At 53.0% G+C, this 18,705-nt stretch carries 12 protein-coding genes, 10 pseudogenes and 1 other annotated feature; of the genes and pseudogenes, 11 read left to right on the top strand and 11 right to left on the bottom strand.

Features of this window, described 5'->3' with window-relative positions; all coding sequences use genetic code 11:
* Positions 1–15: 15 nt before the first annotated feature.
* Positions 16–1,184, bottom strand: a protein-coding gene (locus AC1M2H_RS28885) for an IS3 family transposase (RefSeq protein ID WP_480152255.1) whose coding sequence is annotated in 2 segments (ribosomal slippage) — positions 16–929 and positions 929–1,184 — 1,170 coding nt in all. Because the reading frame shifts where the segments join, the coding sequence is not laid out codon by codon here.
* Between the two features lie 62 nt (positions 1,185–1,246).
* Between AC1M2H_RS28885 and AC1M2H_RS28890 the strand changes: the two genes are divergently transcribed.
* Positions 1,247–1,942 carry an IS6 family transposase gene (locus tag AC1M2H_RS28890; RefSeq protein WP_480152256.1) on the top strand — a complete coding sequence of 232 codons (696 nt, stop codon included), beginning with the start codon at positions 1,247–1,249 and terminating at the stop codon, positions 1,940–1,942.
* A 223-nt stretch (positions 1,943–2,165) separates the two neighbouring features.
* On the opposite strand, the gene AC1M2H_RS28895 is transcribed toward AC1M2H_RS28890, so the two are convergent.
* From AC1M2H_RS28895 to AC1M2H_RS28920, 6 genes and pseudogenes are all read right to left on the bottom strand, one after another.
* The gene (locus AC1M2H_RS28895) at positions 2,166–3,509 is read right to left on the bottom strand and encodes an enolase C-terminal domain-like protein (RefSeq protein WP_480152257.1); all 1,344 of its coding nucleotides are present in this window, start codon (positions 3,507–3,509) and stop codon (positions 2,166–2,168) included.
* Complete coding sequence (locus tag AC1M2H_RS28900) at positions 3,487–4,839, bottom strand: MFS transporter (protein ID WP_480152258.1); 1,353 nt, start codon at positions 4,837–4,839, stop codon at positions 3,487–3,489. Before AC1M2H_RS28900 ends, AC1M2H_RS28895 begins: the two co-directional genes overlap by 23 nt.
* Before the next feature lie 396 nt (positions 4,840–5,235).
* Positions 5,236–6,442: pseudogene (locus tag AC1M2H_RS28905) on the bottom strand (IS256 family transposase).
* Positions 6,443–6,713: 271 nt separating this feature from the next.
* Positions 6,714–6,818: pseudogene (locus AC1M2H_RS28910) on the bottom strand (IS1 family transposase); the annotation flags it as partial.
* A 36-nt stretch (positions 6,819–6,854) separates the two neighbouring features.
* A pseudogene (locus AC1M2H_RS28915) lies at positions 6,855–8,062 on the bottom strand (IS3 family transposase).
* 91 nt (positions 8,063–8,153) lie between these two features.
* Positions 8,154–8,749: pseudogene (locus tag AC1M2H_RS28920) on the bottom strand (IS1 family transposase); the annotation flags it as partial.
* 139 nt (positions 8,750–8,888) lie between these two features.
* On the opposite strand from AC1M2H_RS28920, the gene AC1M2H_RS28925 reads away from it, so the two are divergent.
* The 6 genes and pseudogenes from AC1M2H_RS28925 to AC1M2H_RS28950 all read left to right on the top strand — a co-directional run.
* On the top strand, positions 8,889–9,332 hold the full coding sequence (locus tag AC1M2H_RS28925) for a hypothetical protein (protein ID WP_480152259.1): 444 nt from the start codon (positions 8,889–8,891) through the stop codon (positions 9,330–9,332).
* 223 nt (positions 9,333–9,555) lie between these two features.
* Entirely contained in the window at positions 9,556–9,807 is a 252-nt protein-coding gene (locus tag AC1M2H_RS28930) for a hypothetical protein (protein WP_480152260.1), read from the top strand.
* Positions 9,797–10,024 carry a conjugal transfer protein TrbE gene (gene trbE, locus AC1M2H_RS28935; protein ID WP_480152261.1) on the top strand — a complete coding sequence of 76 codons (228 nt, stop codon included), beginning with the start codon at positions 9,797–9,799 and terminating at the stop codon, positions 10,022–10,024. Before AC1M2H_RS28930 ends, trbE begins: the two co-directional genes overlap by 11 nt.
* A gap of 9 nt (positions 10,025–10,033) precedes the next feature.
* Positions 10,034–10,360, top strand: a complete 327-nt coding sequence (locus AC1M2H_RS28940; protein WP_480152262.1) for a hypothetical protein — start codon at positions 10,034–10,036, stop codon at positions 10,358–10,360.
* An 18-nt stretch (positions 10,361–10,378) separates the two neighbouring features.
* Positions 10,379–11,134 (top strand): type-F conjugative transfer system pilin assembly protein TraF, encoded by a 756-nt coding sequence (gene traF / locus AC1M2H_RS28945; protein WP_480152263.1) that lies wholly within the window; start codon positions 10,379–10,381, stop codon positions 11,132–11,134.
* Between the two features lie 10 nt (positions 11,135–11,144).
* Positions 11,145–11,231, top strand: a pseudogene (locus AC1M2H_RS28950) (type-F conjugative transfer system pilin chaperone TraQ); the annotation flags it as partial.
* Between the two features lie 3 nt (positions 11,232–11,234).
* Here the strand turns inward: AC1M2H_RS28950 and AC1M2H_RS28955 are convergent.
* Positions 11,235–12,421, bottom strand: a protein-coding gene (locus AC1M2H_RS28955; RefSeq protein WP_480151836.1) for an IS3 family transposase whose coding sequence is annotated in 2 segments (ribosomal slippage) — positions 11,235–12,145 and positions 12,145–12,421 — 1,188 coding nt in all. Because the reading frame shifts where the segments join, the coding sequence is not laid out codon by codon here.
* A 14-nt stretch (positions 12,422–12,435) separates the two neighbouring features.
* Here AC1M2H_RS28955 and AC1M2H_RS28960 point away from each other — a divergent pair.
* From AC1M2H_RS28960 to AC1M2H_RS28970, 3 genes and pseudogenes are all read left to right on the top strand, one after another.
* Positions 12,436–13,272, top strand: a pseudogene (locus AC1M2H_RS28960) (IS256 family transposase); the annotation flags it as partial.
* Between the two features lie 55 nt (positions 13,273–13,327).
* Positions 13,328–14,077, top strand: a pseudogene (gene umuC / locus AC1M2H_RS28965) (translesion error-prone DNA polymerase V subunit UmuC); the annotation flags it as partial.
* Between the two features lie 16 nt (positions 14,078–14,093).
* A protein-coding gene (locus AC1M2H_RS28970) for an IS3 family transposase (protein ID WP_480152032.1) occupies positions 14,094–15,280 on the top strand; the annotation gives its coding sequence in 2 pieces (ribosomal slippage) (positions 14,094–14,370 and positions 14,370–15,280; 1,188 coding nt in all).
* 10 nt (positions 15,281–15,290) lie between these two features.
* Here AC1M2H_RS28970 and AC1M2H_RS28975 read toward each other — a convergent pair.
* Positions 15,291–16,198 (bottom strand): annotated as a pseudogene (locus AC1M2H_RS28975) (IS3 family transposase); the annotation flags it as partial.
* Between the two features lie 69 nt (positions 16,199–16,267).
* Between AC1M2H_RS28975 and AC1M2H_RS28980 the strand changes: the two are divergent.
* Positions 16,268–16,807 (top strand): annotated as a pseudogene (locus tag AC1M2H_RS28980) (IS630 family transposase); the annotation flags it as partial.
* A 116-nt stretch (positions 16,808–16,923) separates the two neighbouring features.
* On the opposite strand, the gene AC1M2H_RS28985 reads toward AC1M2H_RS28980, so the two are convergent.
* Positions 16,924–18,134 (bottom strand): IS3 family transposase gene (locus AC1M2H_RS28985; RefSeq protein ID WP_480152264.1). Its coding sequence is split into 2 segments (ribosomal slippage): positions 16,924–17,849 and positions 17,849–18,134, totalling 1,212 coding nucleotides; the frame shifts between segments, so codons are not numbered across the junction.
* Positions 17,740–17,856 (bottom strand) — a sequence feature (AL1L pseudoknot). (Overlaps the previous gene by 117 nt.)
* A 52-nt stretch (positions 18,135–18,186) precedes the next feature.
* Positions 18,187–18,405, bottom strand: a pseudogene (locus tag AC1M2H_RS28990) (IS1-like element transposase); the annotation flags it as partial.
* Positions 18,406–18,705: the final 300 nt, after the last annotated feature.

The following is an 18,705-nucleotide window of genomic DNA, read 5'->3' on the forward strand; positions in this document are numbered from 1 at the left end:
CCCGGACTGTTGTGGTCAACTAATACTGGCCACCGCATTAGACTGTATGTAGTACAGTCGCTCCGATTCATTTGGCGTCAAGCCGCCGTTGTACCAGTGAGGCCGTACGGCGCTGTAATAGCCCGTGATATAGCAGATTATCGCGCTTTGAGCCTCGTTGAAGTTGTTGTAGCCCTTCGTCGGCACCCATTCTGTCTTCAGGCTTCGGAAGAACCGCTCCATTGGCGCATTATCCCAGCAGTTACCCCGACGACTCATGCTCTGCTTTATCCGGCAGCGCCACAGCGCCTGTCGGTACTGGCGGCTGGTATAGTGTCTGCCCTGGTCGCTGTGGAACATCACGCCCGCTGGTCGGCCGCGTAGCTCCCAGGCCATCTGTAGCGCTTTGACCGTCAGTGCTGAGTCCGGCGCCGTCGACATCGCCCAGCCCACCGGTTTACGGGCGAACAAGTCCAGCACCACCGCCAGATAAGCCCAGCATTTGCCGGTCCAGATGTAGGTCACATCGCCGCACCAGACCTGGTCCGGCGCGGTTACTGCGAACTGCCGGTCGAGATGGTTCGGTATTTCAACGTGTTCGTTTCCGCCGCGTTTGTATTTGTGGGCCGGTACCTGGCAGCTGGCGATATCCAGCTCTTTCATCAGCTTACCGGCCAGCCAGCGGCCCATTTTGACACCAGAGTTCCTGGTGACGATAGTCGCGATGCTTCGGGTGCCTGCAGAGCCGCCGCTGGCGTTCCAGGCCTCCATGACCTGGCTGCGTTTAGCCACTCGCTCACCATCGGGCTCACTGCCCGAAGCCTGCCAGTGCCTGTAGCTGCTGCGATGGACTTCAAAAGTCTGGCACAACACAGCGACCGGATATCGCGCTCTCAACCTGTCGACTACCGTGAATCGTTGAGTGCGTCCGACATTAAGAGCGCCGTAGCCTTTTTTAGGATTTCATTTTCCATTTCAAGACGTTGGTTTTTTTTCTTCATTTCACGCAACTCGAGCTGCTCTGGCGTCAGAGGAAGTCCGGCAGGCGTTTTACCCTGGCGCTCGAGTTTCAGCTTATTAACCCAGCGGGTAATAGCTGAATGGCTGACATTAACCGCCTCAGCGGCCTTTAAGTAGGTATAGCCGTGGTCGACAACCAGCTTTGCTGCTTCGAGCTTAAATTCTGCCGTGAAATGTTTAGCCATTTGATCACCTGTCGTGTTGTTGGGGTGAGCATATCACCTCCGACCAGGTGGCCAGTATCAGTGTGCCACTACACCGAAAGTCCTTCAGACGCCTGCATTACCCCGTTGATATTATTGCTCAGTGTGTCCGCTGGTACCTGGCGTATTCCCTGAGCCTCCGCAATCTGGAAGATATGATGGCTGAGCGCGGAGTTGTCGTTGACCACGCCACGCTTCACCGCTGGGTCATCCGACTGGTGCCCCTGCTGGATAAGGCGTTCCGACGGCATAAACGCCGGGCGGGTCGCCGCTGGCGAATGGACGAAACGTATATCAAAGTCAGGGGGCAGTGGAAATATCTGTACCGCGCGGTAGATACACGTGGTCAGACCATCGACTTCCTGCTGACGGCGAAGCGTGACGCGGCGGCCGCGCTGCGTTTCTTCCGCAAGGCTATCCGCCACCATGGTGAACCGGAGGTGGTAACCATTGATAAAAGTGGCGCCAATACGGCAGCGTTGACTACACTCAATGCCGACAAACCCGATGAAGAAAGTATCAAGATCAGGCAGAACAAATATCTGAACAACCTTGTGGAGCAGGATCACCGTAACATCAAACGAAGGATAAGACTGATGACGGGATTCAAATCGTTCCGGCGGGCGCAGACCATCCTGGCAGGTATTGAGCTGGTTCACATGATACGCAAGGGGCAGTATCAACATCAGGACGGTGACGGCCTGTCCCCGGCAGACCAGTTTTACCTGTTGGCTGCCTGAAAAGCAGCCAATGCACCTTTTGCCGATCTGCTGTCGTTAATGCGACAGAACCAAAATTCTCAGCATCATCTATGATTTTGAGATTGAGTGTGCTCCAGCTTTCATCATGGCAATGTTTATGTTTTGCATAATCTTGTTCTGTAAAGCAAGCTCGAATCATCATCTCTTGATGAAAAAGGAAGTTACCTGACAACGACTTAATGCGACAGAACCCGTTGATTCCTTAGCGAACCAATGACGGACGTTTGGCGTCATAGCGCCAGTTATCAATTAAAAATTGCATTCCCAACGCATCGTTTCGATTCTTATCCGGCAGCGTGTTGTAAATCGCATGCGCCTGCTCGACGCGCTCCATATTTAACTCGATACCCAGGCCTGGACCGGGTGGTAATTCCAGATAGCCATCGCGGATCTGCGGCGGCTCGTGCGTCAGTTGCTGTCCGTCCTGCCAGATCCAGTGGGTATCAAAGGCGGTCTGACGCTCACCAGGCGCCGCTGCGCCAAGGTGCGCCACCATGGCCAATGAGATATCAAAATGATTATTGGAGTGGCAGCCGGTGGTCAGACCCCATTCGTTGCACAACTGCGCCACCACGTTGGCGTTGCGCATCGTCCAGAAGTGCGGATCGGCGAGTGGAATATCTATGGCGTTAAGTTGTAGCGCATGGTGCAGTTGACGCCAGTCGTTAGCGATCATATTGGTAGCGACCGGCACGCCCGTGGCGCGACGGAATTCCGCAAGCGTTTCCCTGCCTGAATAGCCCCGTTCTGCCCCGCAAGGATCTTCCAGATACGGCACTTTCCCTGCCAGCTGTTTACCATAGCGAATGGCTTCATCCAGCGACCAGCTTGCATTAGGATCGACGGTTACGCGCGCGTCAGGAAATCGGGTCAGCAGCGCTTCAACCGTTTCAACTTCTACTTCGCCTGCCATCACACCGCCTTTTAGCTTGAAGTCACGAAAGCCGTACTGCTCAACTGCCGCTTCGGCCAGCCGTTGCACTCCAGCACTGTCCATCGCTGCCTCATGGCGCAAACGAAACCAGCCATCCGGTGCATTATCTCCTGAGCGATAATGCATATTGGTGAGCCTGCGATCGGCGATATAGAACAAATAGCCCAGCACCGGGATACGATCCCGTTGTTTTCCGCTGGCAAGCAAATCTGCTACTGGCAGGTTAAACAGCTTGCCTTGCAGATCCAGTAACGCAGCCTCAATGGCAGCAGCGGCATTATAAAACTTCTCCGGATTCATCTGCGGAATATGAATGTCGTTAGTATGTGAGGTTTGTTGCTGACGTGCTTCGCTATTAAAAAGCTGGCTCAGCGTGGCATTCAGTCGTAGCAGCGAGCTGCCTTCAATTAAGGGACGAAATTGCTCCAGCAGCTGCAAGGTCGATGCATGACAGGGTGTTTCGCCGACACCGGTGTGCCCGGCAGAATCGCTCAGGACTACGATAATGCGAGTAAAAAAGCAGTTATGGGCCCCCCCGATATTCAAAAGCATGCTGTCGTAACCCGCTACCGGTATAATGCGCATTGAGTTAATGACTGGACTGTCTGACATGGTGTCTCTCCTTGTAACCCAAAGCGGGAGGAACAGGTTTGCTGTGCAGCAACAGCCACAGGCCGGTAACCACTGACACACTGGTCAGCGCGTAGAGGCCACCCGTGGTGCTGCCAGTATGCATTTCAAGATAACCGAACACCGTAGGCGCTAAGAAACCACCAAGGTTACCAATGGAGTTGATCATCGCAATGCCCGGTGCAGCGATCACTGCGGGCAGTTCGCTTTGTGGCATCGGCCAGAAGAATGCGGCGCTGACTTTGGAACCAATACAAGCCACAATCATCGCCACAAAACCAAACCACGGCGTGCCAACCGTGGCCATAAAGGTGCCGCACGCGGCGAGCAGCATGGCGATTCCGAGACCTTTATCCAGATTATCACGATAACGATCGGTGACTTTACCCAGCAGAAACAGAGCAATGATAGCAAACAACCACGGGATGGCAGTCAGCAGTCCGGTTTCGAAACTGTTGAACCCCTGAATACGTTGGATGATTTGTGGTAACCAGAACACCAGAGTGTAGCCAGTCATGGTCATTGTGAAGAAAATCAAACAGTAGGAGAGAAGGTTGCGATCGGTTATCAACTCCCAGCGACCGTGCGTGACGGCATGCTTTTCACGAGCGATGTCTTCAAGAGCCAGTTGCTGTGCCAGTGCCTGTTTTTCCGCATCGCTTAGCCATTTCGCCCCTTCAGGTTTTGATACCAACACAAGCGCCGCCAGCAAGCCGATCACTATCGATCCGCCGCCTTCCATGAACATTACCCATTTCCAACCCGCGACCCCGGCAACATCATGCATCATCAGGATTGCGCCTGTAAGCGGGCCAGAAAACAGGAAAGCGCTGGCGGTTGCACTTAGCACCATTGCGGTAGCGCGTCCTCGCCAGGCATTTGGCACCCATTGACGGAAATAGAACAGAACGCCAGGGAAGAAGCCCGCTTCAGCTATGCCAAGCAGGAAACGTAGCAGATAAAAATGCAGCGGCGTGCTAACGAAACCGGTAAGTATTACCACCGCTCCCCAGGTTATCATAATGCGCGTAAGCCACACACGTGCGCCGAATTTTTTCAGCATCATATTGCTGGGTACTTCAAACAGCGCATAACCAATAAAGAAAAGCCCCGCGCCTAAACCGAAAGCAGCGGCGCTGATGCCGGCATCGGTTTGCAGTTCGGCTTTGACGAAGCCAATGTTGGCGCGGTCAATCTGATTGACGATAAGCATCAGCGCCAGCATTGGAATAATGCGACGGAAAAATTTGCCTATTGCAGAAGCAATATGAGCCTCGTGATCGACCGACAATTCATGGAGTAGTTGTGTCATGCGTCACCTGTAGGGGAGAAAAACACCGCTATAGATATACGCAGCAGAGTTGGTGAGTAGATATGTGTTTTTGCCCTGGAATTATTAGGCAAATGCCATTACTTTTTGTAATTTCATGAAATTATGTAAATCTACGTCGATAGGTTTCGTGCTTGTTTGTGCACTGGCTCACACGGGGGAGTTATGTCAGCTTTGGCACAGAGCTGCCTGTCAGATTAGGTTTAGGTGTTTAGTCCCGAGTTTTAGTGGTGCAATTTTCTCAGCAGAATGGAAGGAGGCTCTATGGGCCAGGTTTTACACGGCAGCGCCACAACGACAGAGGCAGTCCGTCGAGCAATACAAAATAGTCAAGAGAGCCTGAGGACCCTGTACATGATTCTGTGTAAATGCCTTTTCTCAGAAGTGACCGTCCAGGCGGTCACCGAACTCGATAATAAAGCGGCTCATTGCCATACGCCAGTCCCTCAGCGGCATTGCCCATTTCTGTGATGTTGCCTCGATTGCCAGCCACACCACCTTTTTCACTGACTCATCCGTCGGGAACACCTTACGCTTTTTGATGGCATGCCGGATCACACTGTTCAGCGACTCGATGGCGTTGGTCGTGTAGATCACCTTGCGGATGTCTGCCGGGTAAGCGAAGAACGTCGCCAGGTTGGTCCAGTTTGCCTGCCAGCTCCGGCTTATCTGTGGGTAACGGCTGTCCCAGGCACTGGAGAACGCTTCCAGAGCCTGCAAGCCGGCCTCTTCCGTGGCAACCTGATAGATGGCTTTCAGGTCACGGGTAACGGCTTTGTAGTCCTTCCAGGAGACGAACCGCAGGCTGTTGCACCATATGCACGATACACAGCTGAATGCGGGCTTCCGGATACACCGTGTTGATGGCGTCGGGGAAGCTTTTCAGTCCGTCAACACAGGCGATGAGGATATCGTTCAGACCACGGTTTTTCAGCTCTGTCAGCACATTAAGCCAGAACTTCGCTCCCTCATTTTCGGCCAGCCACATCCCCAACAGTTCTTTCTGGCCTTCGATATTGATACCCAGTGCCAGAAACACCGATTTGTTAATGACGCGGCTGTCCTGCCGGACTTTCAGGACGATACAGTCAAGATAAACAATGGGACAGACACCATCCAGTGGCCGGTTTTGCCATTCGGTGACCTGCTTCATGACGGCATCCGTTACCTTTGAGACCAGCGTCGGAGAGACATCGGCGTCATACAGCTCTTTGAACGCGGCGGCGATCTCGCGGGTGGTCATCCCTTTGGCATACAACGATAAAATCTGGTTATCCATACCGGTGATCCGGGTCTGGTACTTTTTCACCCGTTGTGGTTCGAAGGAACCATCACGATCGCGCGGTGTACGCAGCTCCAGCGGGCCATCGCCAGTGATAACTGTCTTTTGGGTATAGCCGTTGCGGGCGTTGGTCGCCGGTTTGGGCTGATGTTTATCGTAGCCGAGGTGATGGGTCATTTCGGCGTTGAGCGCCGCCTCAACACTGATTTTTTTGAGCAGGCGATCGAACTGGTTGAGATCGTCAGGGGTTTTGAGATTTTTGGCCAGTTCGTTAGCCAGAGCCTGCAACTGTTTTTCGTCCATAAATTAACCTGTTTTTGATGTTGGATTGAACATATCAAAATCAGGCAATTACACAAATCTATGTACAGGCTCTAAAGGTTATGTCATCGACCAAATCTTTGCGTATATAGGCAGATAAAATCACCGGCCCCTCTCGCCATTGCGCAGACCAGTCGCCAAAATCCATCGAGGAATAGATATAGTTTAGACCGCAAAAAACCTCGATCTCAGCAATATCTTTTCCGATAAAATCTTCGCGATGCTCTGCTACATAATACGGTAATGCATCCAATTAGTAGAACATGTATTTCTCGATGAATGCGCCGATGACTTTTTCGTGCAATTCGATGGAACGTGAAAAACATATTGTTTTGCGTGCCAGCCGCTTGATACGGGTGATCTTGACCCGCCATCTCCGGACAGCTTTTGTATCTTAAGTTAACGATGCCCGCTGCCGCCGGTACTCTCTCGGAGAGTGATATCCCAGCGCACTGTGCGGGTGATTTTCATTCTAGTGATTGAACGCCGCTGCAAGGTTCTGTAGCGCTGTTCCCACATCTGGTTTTGGCATGAACGCGATGTAATCTTCCTTCATCGTTTTCACGAACCGTTCGGCCATGCCGTTACTTTGTGGGCTGCTCACCGCTGTTGTACACGGCTCCAGATTCAGTTCTCGCGCGAACTTCTTCGTTTCATGCGCGGTGTACGCTGAACCGTTATCTGTCAGCCACTGCACTGGTTTACCCGGCAGCGTGCTACCGAAGCGCCTTTCCACTGACCTCAGCATCACATCCTGTACCGTTGAACTGTCGTAGCCTCCCGTGCTCGCTGCCCAGTCTATGGCCTCCCGGTCGCAACAGTCCAGTGCGAACGTCACCCGAAGCTTCTCGCCGTTGTCACAACCGAACTCGAAGCCGTCTGAACACCAGCGCATATCGCTTTCCGCTACCGCGATTTTGCCTTTATGCTCCCGCTTCGGACGCTCTGGTTTATCACGCAACAACAGCAGGTTATGCTCGCTCATTATCCTGTAAAGCCGTTTGGCGTTCACCGGTGGAAGTCCCTCTACACGGCGTTGCTTACGCAGGATACCCCACACCCGCCGGTAACCGTAGCTGGGCATGTCGCTGATGATGCCGAGGATCTCCGACAGTATCTCTGCATCAGCTTCGTCATTACGCCGGTTGCTGCGCCTGTCCTGCCAGTCGGCAGAGCGGCTCACCCGCAGTGATAACTGCGCACGCGACACGCTCATGGTGCGACTAACCAGAGCTATTCCCCGTCCTTTGGCAACAAGGGCGCGTGCGCTATCCATTTTCGCGACTGGCCGTACTCCACCGCTTCTTTGAGGATCTCAACTTCCATCGTCTTCTTACCCAGGAGACGCTGTAGTTCCCGGACCTGTTTGAGTGCAGTCGCCAGCTCCGAAGCCGGAACCACTTCCTCTCCGGCCGCAACGGCGGTGAGGCTACCTTCCTGATATTGCTTCTTCCATTTAAACAGCAGACTGGGCTGAATACCGTGCAGACGAGCAACGTGGGAGACATTCATACCCGGCTCCATTGTTTGCTGGATGATGGCAATTTTCTCTTGCGGAGTCTTACGCTTACGGGCTTCTTGCCCTAACAGGATCCCGGTCATCTCAAAATTAACATGGTTGTTAGACATATATTTAAGCCTATCTCTTATCTGGAGATACAGCTACTGTCCGGTGTTTCAGGGGGCTACATCAACGGGTTCGCAGCGTCAGATTGTTTCGCTCAATGCGCTGTGTGAAAATTTTACCAGTCAGATGTATCTCCTTCGGCACCTCTCTGGCGTAGCTTCCCCAATCGTCGCTCGTTATCATGCCAATGCTGAAGGGGGTCAATAACGCCAGCAGCGCCTGACATGTCTCATCATTACGGGGGCCGAACGTATAAGCCAGAACGCCCCCTGTTTTGGTGTTGTAGGCATACCAGAGCCAGTGCTGCCGGGCTTTACTGCCGACAAAGCCCCATTGCTCATCGAGTTCACAGATAAGAGCCACATCTGCATGGGCAAGCGGAGAGGATGTTATTCGCTTCGGCGCGAGTTTTTTAAAGTGCGGATGACGGTGTTAATGCCGATTTTTAGCGTTCTTGCCGTATCCCGGACACCGGCACCGTTGAAGGCCATTTCGGTAATTTTCTCTTTGACACCCGGCTTACGGGCTTCATAGGTATAGGTGAGTAAAAACACGCGGTGGCAGTCACGACAGCGAAATCTGTCACGGCCTTTAGGGTTCTGACCATGGCGATAAACCTGAGCAGACTGACAACGGGGACAATGAACGTTAACGCTGGCCATGAGAAAACCTCAAAAGCGGGCATTATACATCATTCAACTAATTAGAGGCATTACCAGAATTGGCTTTCATGCGCCAAAAGATATAATGGGAAACGCCTAAAAGATTATGGTTATGATTTAAAAAGTGGAGGAAATTATAATGCATCATTATAAATTTGTGGTGTTAATTGCAGTGTTTCTATGCGGTTCATCGTTTGCAAATGATGGGTATTTCTCATGTGATACAGCAAAGGGGATCATTAAATTAGATGAAGACAAGGGTGTGCTCCAGTACACCCTAACGAAAGACCGCAAAAGTGAATTTAACTATGAGTCAAAAGGTAATGATTTTTCAGGGTTTAAATACAATCATTATTCGCGGTTCCAAACTGATTACTTCAACGTGTCCTTTGTAAATGCAGGATATAAATACACGATATTCAGTAATTATGAAGATAAGAATGAAAGTCGTGGAGTTAGTGTTACGAATCTGAAAACCAAAAAAGAATCTGTTTTCGATTGTAAGTCCGTTGGTATTGACCGCCTTAGTGATTTGTCGTCAAAACTAGCGTGTGATAAAGACTCTGCTCTTGGTTGTGAGTAGCATCTGAGGAAGGTTCAGATATTCGCATGAAAAAAATATGAAATGTATTAGAGTCTATCTCAACAGGCGATAAAAGGGAGCATTAAAACAGTAAGTTTTAATGCTCCGGTCCATGTAATCCTGTGATCTGCCCGCAGCCAGAGCACCAGTTGGAATCCGCATCAATTACCTGCCGGGATAGGCTCGAAGTAACCTCTCATTAATAATATTTAAAGGTGATTAAATGACAGCCTCATTTATGACAGTCTTTCCGCGCAGTCTTGCCATGTTCAGGACAGGCCGCAGTCTGCACCTGATATTTCCGGGCGTTATCACATCCCGGGCGAGTGTTGCATTTGCGCTGCGGTCTGCACGTGACTGGTCTGAATCTCCGGGCATGGGCGCGCTGTCGCATATTTCCTGTGGTATCGCGTCATCCGGGACCGAAGGCGAAAAAGAAGAGGGCAATAACGAGGTCGGTATCCATGAAAGTTAATTTTCACAAACAGCCTGCCATCGATTTTTCGCTGAGGCTGGTGTTGACGGTAATTATTATTTTCCCGGTGGTGTATTTCTCATGGGATGCCGTCAAAGGAACATCGGGCAGTGATTATATTGAGAGTGTTGTTTTTATTCTAATGGTCAGTTTGTTCTGGTTTGTGAGTTACCTGTTTATTTCTTCTCTGGTGAAGCTTTTGGAGAAAATAAAATAAGATGCAGGGATGGAAGAAAAAAAATCATACGGTCTGATGATAATTTTCGTCGCACTGTTCGTCACCTTTCTGGTGTGCGTCATGTCTTACAGCCTCTGGCGGAACACGCAGATCATCGCGTTCATGGCCACCAACCGTGCCCGGGGTGTCCAGTGTGACAGGCACTCCCGGGCAGCATGGTTTATCAAAGACGGTGTGCGCAGGGAAATACAGGTCAACGGTCTGGCGGTTTACTGTAAAGGTTACCGCTTTAAAGGCCGGGATGCCGCAGGCAGGATAACTCCGCTCCCTGATGCAGAGGCCGTATACCGCGCCGTTTCACACCAGTCAGACTAACCCACTCAGGTATTCACTATGCGAAAACTACATGCCTGCCTGCTGGCAGGATGCCTTTGCTGCACCCTGATGCCGGCCTCTGCGAAGGATGCAGGGTGGCAGTGGTATAACGAACAGCGCGTGCCCGTTGAAAAGCCAGACACGCCGCCGCCCCCCGCTGCCGCCCCCCGTCAGCGGGATATCATGGAGAAACTGGCGGAACTACAGGCGGCCACAAAGCGATCGCTGTATCAGGCCATTCTGTACCCGTCGACCGACAACTTCGTGAAGTATTTCCGGCTGCAGAATTACTGGACCCGGCAGGCCGGATTGTTCTCGATGAGTGCGAAGAAAGCGATGCTGGAAAACCCGGAGCTGGACTACAACCTGCAGTACAGCCATTACAACGGCACGGTGAAAAACCAGCTGGCCGCTGATTATGCCGAGCAGCGCAAAGCCATCACCACGCTGGGACAGCATTACGGGGTGATGTTCTTTTACCGGGGCGGTGAAGCCATTGACGGGCAGCTAGTCCAGGTGATCAAAAACTTCCGCGAAACCTATGGCCTGAGTGTGATAGCGGTGTCAGTCGACGGTGTGGTCAATCCGCTGCTGCCTGACAGCCGGATCGATCAGGGGCAGGCCCGGCAACTGGGCGTGAAGTATTACCCCGCGATGATGCTGGTCAACCCGAAAAGCGGTCAGGTTAAGCCTCTCAGTTACGGCTTTATCAGCCAGGACGATCTGGCAAAACAGTTTCTCTACGTTTCCAGTGATTTCAGACCCAATTTCTGAGGAGTACATCGTGCGCAAAATACGTTTTCCCGACCTGGATATCACCGGCATGTGGGTGCTGGCAACGGGCGTTTTTTTTCACCTGATTGCCATGATCTGGTCAAGTTAAACAGGACACTTTTTTCTCAGCCATCTGTTCATATCGCACTGGCGATAAATACCCATTCGAAGCATGGTTTCTGTCAAGATTGTAATAACGCATATAGTCTGCAACATCACGTTTCATACCTGCCCGCGTCTGCTGCGGGATCAACAGCACCCATTCATGTTTCAAACTGCCCCAAAAACGCTCCATTACCGCGTTATCCCAGCAGGCGCCAACATCTCCCATGCTGCTTCTGAGTCCGTAACTGGTTAACTGCGTTTGGAAGCGCTTGCTGGTATACTGCGCTCCACGATCGGTATGGACGACCAGCCCTGTCGGTGGATTGCGCAGGTTGTAAGCCTGCATGAGAGCCCGGCAAACCAGCGACGATGTCATTCTCTTGTCAATGTGCCAACCGACGATCCGGCGGGAATATAAATCCATGATCGCAGCCAGGTACAACCAGCCTTCACCCGTTTTCAGATACGTAATATCACTCACCCATATCTGGTCCGGTCCGGGAGGATTGAAGTTCTGATTCAACAGATTTGGTGCAAAATCAGCCCCTTTCTTCGGTTTCGTTGTGACCTTCCAGGCACGGCGTTGCCGGCAGAGAAGTCCCTCTTCGCTCATGATTTTTCTAACGCGCCAACGACTTATGGTGACGCCTTCTTCACGGAGCTTTTTAACCAGCGTTCGGCTCCCGGCACTTTCCCGACTGGCAGAGAATAACGCCTTGAGCATCACCCTGACTGCGGTATCTTTCGGCGGGCAGGCTATCGGCTTTTTTCGCCAGGCATACCATGCGGACGGGCTAATGCGCATCACGCGACAAAGCGTCCGTAGCCTGTAATTACCTGCGTTATCGAGGATAAACTGGTATCTCACGACATGTGCTTCGCAAAGAAGGCGCTCGCCTTTTTTAATATTTCCTTCTCAATGCGTAACTCTTTGTTTTCTAGACGTAGCCTTCGGAGTTCAGCTTGTTCATCTTCACTAAGCGGACTTTCATGGCGCTGGCGCGCGGCGGCGACCCAACTGCGCAATGTTTTGGCGCTGATCCCCAAAGAAGTTGCGGCACGCGCAATGGAGTAATTTTGCGTCAGCACCAGGGCCACCGTTTCCTTCTTAAATTCTGGCGTAAACTTTCGCTTCTGATTCACTAAACACCTCCATTTTGGATGTAAGTTTAGTGTCCTGATTATTCGACCACAGCATGACCGGCATCTCCCGCAGCCAGGTGTCGTCCATCTGCCGCGGCATCGATGAGCGTGTGCAGGCCTTCCTGCAGCGACCGCCGGAAGGGGAATGGCCCTACCTGTGGCTGGATGCGACCTACGTGAAGGTCCGCAAGAACGGCCGGGTGGTCAGCGTGGCCGTTATAATCGCCTGCGCGGTCAGCCTGGACGGTCGCCGGGAGATTATCGGAATGGGCATCGGTGAGTCAGAAGCGAAAGCGTTCTGGTTAGCCTTCCTGCTGTGTCTGAAAGAGCGCGGCCTTGAGGGCGTAAAGCTGGTTATATCGGACTCGCACAGCGGACTGAAAGCGGCGATACAGCAGGTGTTCACCGCCAGCTGGCAGCGCTGCCGGGTCCACTTCATGCGTAACGTGCTGAGCCGCGTCAGCAGGACCAGCCAGTCAGTGGTGCGCGCGGCGCTGCAACAGGTGTTCGTGCAGACCGATGAGAAAAGCGCCCATGCGACCTGGCGTGAGGTCGCCGGCCAGCTGGAAAAGAGCGCGCCGGCAGTCACGGAGATGATGGACGAGGCGGAAACAGACGTGCTGGGGTACTTCGCCTTCCCGAAAGCGCACCGGGTGAAAATCCACTCCACGAACACACTGGAGCGTCTGAACAAAGAGGTGAAACGGCGTGCTGATGTGGTGGGCATCTTCCCCAACGAAGAGAGCATCATGCGGCTGCTGGGGGCGGTGCTGACGGAGCAGAACGAGGAATGGCTGCTGCAGAACCGCTACCTGCCACAACACAGCATGGCGGAGATAGAGCAGACCGCTGAAGAGGACGTAATCGAAGCGCTGCCACTCAGCGCATAACGGGCCCATTACCGGACCGGAAGACTGTAACTGAATTTACACCACCTTGACGGACTCGACCAATTACGAGCTCTACGCTAGCCTGAGTAACCGCGTGGTCGCCCTGCTGGAGGAGCTGTCTCCCCGCGTCGAACAATACTCGATAGACGAATGTTTCCTGGATGCCCGGGGAATTGGCCACTGTATGGATCTGGAGGATTTTGGCAGGCAGCTGCGTGGGCACGTTCTCAGTGGAACCGGACTGACGATCGGTGTCGGCTTCGGCGCCACAAAAACACTGGCCAAATCGGCGCAGTGGGCGTCAAAGGAATGGCCACAATTCAGGGGGGTGCTGGCGCTGTCACCCGATAATCCACGCAGGACGGCAAAATTACTCAGCCTGCAGCCGGTGGAAGAAATCTGGGGCGTGGGGAACCGGATAGCGAAAAAGCTACACGTTATGGGGATCACCACTGCCCTGCAGCTGTCGCTGACGAACCCCACGTTTATCCGCAAAAATTTCAGCGTGGTACTGGAGCGCACTGTACGTGAGCTGAACGGCGAGAGCTGCATTTCACTGGAGGAAGCGCCACCGACGAAACAGCAGATTGTCTGCAGTCGAAGCTTCGGGCAGCGGATCACCACCTATGAAGAAATGCGCCAGGCCGTCTGCCAGTACGCCGAGCGCGCAGCTGAAAAGCTGCGCGGCGAGCGGCAGTACTGCCGGCATATCAGCACCTTCATCAAAACTTCCCCTTTTGCGGTTAATGAAACTTACTACGGTAACGTGGCCACGGAGAAACTGAATACCCCTACCCGTGACACCCTGCTGTGGTCGAATAATCAGGACACTAAACTTACATCCAAAATGGAGGTGTTTAGTGAATCAGAAGCGAAAGTTTACGCCAGAATTTAAGAAGGAAACGGTGGCCCTGGTGCTGACGCAAAATTACTCCATTGCGCGTGCCGCAACTTCTTTGGGGATCAGCGCCAAAACATTGCGCAGTTGGGTCGCCGCCGCGCGCCAGCGCCATGAAAGTCCGCTTAGTGAAGATGAACAAGCTGAACTCCGAAGGCTACGTCTAGAAAACAAAGAGTTACGCATTGAGAAGGAAATATTAAAAAAGGCGAGCGCCTTCTTTGCGAAGCACATGTCGTGAGATACCAGTTTATCCTCGATAACGCAGGTAATTACAGGCTACGGACGCTTTGTCGCGTGATGCGCATTAGCCCGTCCGCATGGTATGCCTGGCGAAAAAAGCCGATAGCCTGCCCGCCGAAAGATACCGCAGTCAGGGTGATGCTCAAGGCGTTATTCTCTGCCAGTCGGGAAAGTGCCGGGAGCCGAACGCTGGTTAAAAAGCTCCGTGAAGAAGGCGTCACCATAAGTCGTTGGCGCGTTAGAAAAATCATGAGCGAAGAGGGACTTCTCTGCCGGCAACGTCGTGCCTGGAAGGTCACAACGAAACCGAAGAAAGGGGCTGATTTTGCACCAAATCTGTTGAATCAGAACTTCAATCCTCCCGGACCGGACCAGATATGGGTGAGTGATATTACGTATCTGAAAACGGGTGAAGGCTGGTTGTACCTGGCTGCGATCATGGATTTATATTCCCGCCGGATCGTCGGTTGGCACATTGACAAGAGAATGACATCGTCGCTGGTTTGCCGGGCTCTCATGCAGGCTTACAACCTGCGCAATCCACCGACAGGGCTGGTCGTCCATACCGATCGTGGAGCGCAGTATACCAGCAAGCGCTTCCAAACGCAGTTAACCAGTTACGGACTCAGAAGCAGCATGGGAGATGTTGGCGCCTGCTGGGATAACGCGGTAATGGAGCGTTTTTGGGGCAGTTTGAAACATGAATGGGTGCTGTTGATCCCGCAGCAGACGCGGGCAGGTATGAAACGTGATGTTGCAGACTATATGCGTTATTACAATCTTGACAGAAACCATGCTTCGAATGGGTATTTATCGCCAGAGCGATATGAACAGATGGCTGAGAAAAAAGTGTCCTGTTTAACTTGACCAGATCACAGCGCCACAGCGCCTGTCGGTACTGGCGGCTGGTATAGTGTCTGCCCTGGTCGCTGTGGAACATCACGCCCGCTGGTCGGCCGCGTAGCTCCCAGGCCATCTGTAGCGCTTTGACCGTCAGTGCTGAGTCCGGCGCCGTCGACATCGCCCAGCCCACCGGTTTACGGGCGAACAAGTCCAGCACCACCGCCAGATAAGCCCAGCATTTGCCGGTCCAGATGTAGGTCACATCGCCGCACCAGACCTGGTCCGGCGCGGTTACTGCGAACTGCCGGTCGAGATGGTTCGGTATTTCAACGTGTTCGTTTCCGCCGCGTTTGTATTTGTGGGCCGGTACCTGGCAGCTGGCGATATCCAGCTCTTTCATCAGCTTACCGGCCAGCCAGCGGCCCATTTTGACACCAGAGTTCCTGGTGACGATAGTCGCGATGCTTCGGGTGCCTGCAGAGCCGCCGCTGGCGTTCCAGGCCTCCATGACCTGGCTGCGTTTAGCCACTCGCTCACCATCGGGCTCACTGCCCGAAGCCTGCCAGTGCCTGTAGCTGCTGCGATGGACTTCAAAAGTCTGGCACAACACAGCGACCGGATATCGCGCTCTCAACCTGTCGACTACCGTGAATCGTTGAGTGCGTCCGACATTAAGAGCGCCGTAGCCTTTTTTAGGATTTCATTTTCCATTTCAAGGCGTTGAATTTTCTTCTTCGCCTCACGCAGCTCAAGCTGTTCTGGCGTCAGAGGAAGCCCGGCAGGCGTTTCCCCCTGACGCTCGAGTTTCAGTTTATTAACCCAGCGGGTAATAGCCGAATGGCTGACATTAACTGCCTCTGCGGCCTTAACGTAGGTATAGCCGTGGTCGACAACCAGTTTTGCTGCTTCGAGCTTAAATTCTGCCGTGAAATGTTTTGCCATTGGTTCACCTGTGGTGTTGGGGAAGTGAGAGTATCACCTTCCGATCAGGTGGCCAGTATCAGTGTGCCACTACACGTCAACCGGCTTTTTGACGTGAGGCTTCACCGCTCCACCCTGCACCGATACCTCAAACAGGCCGGTATGGTCTGTCGCAGAGCTGCCCCGACGCTGAAAATCAGGGGCCCGCATTATGATGAAAAGCGGCTTACTATCGGGCAGGCGCTGGCTCAGGAATCAGCGGTTCATCCTGTCTTTTATCAGGATGAAGTTGATATTGACCTGAACCCAAAAATCGGTGCTGACTGGATGCCCAAAGGGCAGCAGAAACGAATTGCCACGCCGGGACAGAACCAGAAGCATTATCTGGCAGGTGTACTACATTCAGGCACTGGACGGGTTCACTACGTTAGTGGCAGCAGCAAAAGTTCTGATTTATTTATCAGCCTGTTAGAAACATTACGCCGTACATACAGGCGGGCGAAAACCATCACACTGGTAGCGGATAACTACATCATCCATAAAAGCCGCAAAGTGGAACGCTGGCTGGAAGAAAACCCGAAGTTCCGGTTACTGTTCCTGCCGACATATTCCCCCCATGTCAGGGTAGTTGTCGCCTCTGAGTGAAAAAAATCGGGGGGGCCGGAGACGACAATGAAAATCTATTCACCTGAGCGTAAAGCGGCTGAACCGCCCCGGTTTTCCTGGAGTGTTTTTAGTCCGGCAACTCAGGCTGCCAGATCCTTATTACCGATGGAAGCGTAATATGCCTGTTCGGCTTCTGCCGGTGGGATATGACCCAGCCTTTCCAGCAACCGGCGATTGTTGTACCAGTCCACCCACGTCAGTGTAGCAAGCTCAACCTCTGATCTGGTTTTCCAGCTTTGACGATGTATGACCTCCGCTTTGTAAAGTCCGTTGATGCTCTCTGCCATTGCGTTGTCGTATGAGTCTCCTGTGCTGCCCGTTGACGCCAGCAGCTCTGCGTCCTTAAGCCGCTGCGTGTACGCCAGTGACACATACTGCCACCCTTTATCGCTGTGGTGGATGGTGCCCGTCGGGCGCCGGGCCCACAGCGCCTGCTCCAGCGCATCCAGCACGAACGCCGTCTCCATTGACGACGACACCCGCCAGCCCACGATACGCCCCGCGAACACGTCGATGATGAACGCCACATACGCGAAGCCCTGCCAGGTGCTCACGTACGTGAAGTCTGCCACCCACAGCTGGTCTGGCCGTTCTGCCACGAACTGGCGGTTCACCCGGTCGCCGGCGGCGGCGTCTTTCCGGCTGACGGTGGTCCGGATATTTATGCCCCGCCGCACCCCGGCGAGCCCCATCGCCTTCATCAGCCGTGCCACCGTACATCTGGCCACGCTGATGTGCTCGCGGAGCAACTGACGCCAGACCTTGCGAATGCCATACACACTGTGGTTTTCATCGTACACGCGCTGTATCTCCACTTTCAGAAGGTCGTCACGCTGTTCCCGCAGGCTGCGCCTGTCCGGATGCCGGCGATGTTGGTGATGCCGGTAATATGTCGACGGGGCGATATCCAGCTCGTGGCATACCGGTCCGACCCCGTGTTCACTGCGCAGGCTATCAACAAGGGGCGCTATTTTTTCCACAGGCGGTCGAACTCCGCCTTCGCAAAATACGCGGAAGCCTGGCGCAGGATATCGTTGCTGCGGCGAAGTTCACGAACCTCCCGCTCCAGCTCTTTCAGGCGCTGGCGTTCAGCGGTGGTCAGACCGCCATGACCTGAACCGGCATCCCGCTCATGCTGGCGGAGCCAGGCCCGCAGGGTATCGTAAGTACAGCCAATTTTGGGGGCAATGGAGAGAAGCGTTTCCCGTTCAGTTTTGTATTCGCCGCGATGCTCCATAACCATTCTGATGGCCCTTTCACGCAGTTCAGGTGAGTAACGATTTGATGACATTGTGTTCTCCTTTTGACTGACAGTTTAGTCTCCAGGATTGCCGGGGCGGTTCAGTATTAATACCAACCTTAAGAACTCTGGCGGTATCACGGACGCCGGCATCGTTGTGTGCCAGTTCAACTATCTGTTCTTTTACACCGGGTTTTCTGGCTTCATAGGTATAAGCCAGCTGAAAAACGCGGCGACATGACCTGCAACGAAAGCGCTCGTGTCCGGAACAGCTGTGCCCATGGCGATAAACAGAATCGGAATGGCAACGAGGACAATGAAGTAACGGTAGCCATAGAAAACCCTAAATACCAGTAGTATATCATGGTTTTCTATCGATTAAAGGCATTACCTGTTTTTCATTGTGCATTAATGCCATGGAGCTGAAAGACTTTTTTTGCCAGATCGATACCGATAGTTGTAATCTTCATGATGGACGCTCCCGGTTATTAAATGGTCGTGTTTGACGCACTTCCATTTTGGCACACTGATGCCCTTTAAGTTGGGGGCGTCCATTCCATTAGAACCCTCCTGACGACCCTGTTCATAGCCAGGGATTTTTTAAAACGCTTTTCCAAATCGC

The organism is Klebsiella sp. F11, from assembly GCF_056712265.1.

Excerpts from the sequence above, each read along its gene's own strand:
- AC1M2H_RS28895 (WP_480152257.1), bottom strand. The coding sequence starts at position 3,509 with ATGTCAGACAGTCCAGTCATTAACTCAATGCGCATTATACCGGTAGCG.
- trbE (WP_480152261.1), top strand. The coding sequence starts at position 9,797 with ATGAAAGTTAATTTTCACAAACAGCCTGCCATCGATTTTTCGCTGAGG.
- traF (WP_480152263.1), top strand. The coding sequence starts at position 10,379 with ATGCGAAAACTACATGCCTGCCTGCTGGCAGGATGCCTTTGCTGCACC.
- AC1M2H_RS28930 (WP_480152260.1), top strand. The coding sequence starts at position 9,556 with ATGACAGCCTCATTTATGACAGTCTTTCCGCGCAGTCTTGCCATGTTC.
- AC1M2H_RS28925 (WP_480152259.1), top strand. The coding sequence starts at position 8,889 with ATGCATCATTATAAATTTGTGGTGTTAATTGCAGTGTTTCTATGCGGT.
- AC1M2H_RS28940 (WP_480152262.1), top strand. The coding sequence starts at position 10,034 with ATGGAAGAAAAAAAATCATACGGTCTGATGATAATTTTCGTCGCACTG.
- AC1M2H_RS28900 (WP_480152258.1), bottom strand. The coding sequence starts at position 4,839 with ATGACACAACTACTCCATGAATTGTCGGTCGATCACGAGGCTCATATT.